Origin of the sequence: Streptomyces glaucescens, from assembly GCF_002154375.1 — a bacterium.
Taxonomy (GTDB): Bacteria; Actinomycetota; Actinomycetes; order Streptomycetales; family Streptomycetaceae; genus Streptomyces; species Streptomyces glaucescens.
In genome coordinates this window covers 1-306 of sequence record NZ_MUND01000015.1, presented here as the reverse complement: position 1 = coordinate 306, position 306 = coordinate 1, and the positions used below count along the sequence as shown (strand labels likewise).

Below are 306 nucleotides of genomic sequence, written 5' to 3'. Positions count from 1 at the left end.
CAGCTGCTGCGCGGTGGCCGTGTCGAACAGCGTGAGGCTGCCGCCGGCCGCGACGTTGCCGTCGTCGGTGGTGAAGACGCCGGCCACCTTCGGCGTCAGGACCGGGCCGTCGACCGACAGGCGCAGGGTGTCACCCACCCGGTAGCCGGTGCGCTCGGCGGTCTTCGCGTCGATCAGGACCTCGCCGCGGCCCTTGGGGGCGTGTCCCTCGACGAGCGGGTAGCGGGGGTCGTCGGTGCCCCAGTAGTTGCCGCCCTGGGACTGGAAGCCGTTGCCGACCAGCTTGCCGTCCTTGTCGGCGAGGGC

General features: G+C 72.9%; 1 pseudogene. It reads right to left on the bottom strand.

Going from position 1 to position 306, the window contains the following annotated elements:
• Positions 1 to 306, bottom strand: a pseudogene (locus CCN42_RS44070) (ABC transporter); the annotation flags it as partial.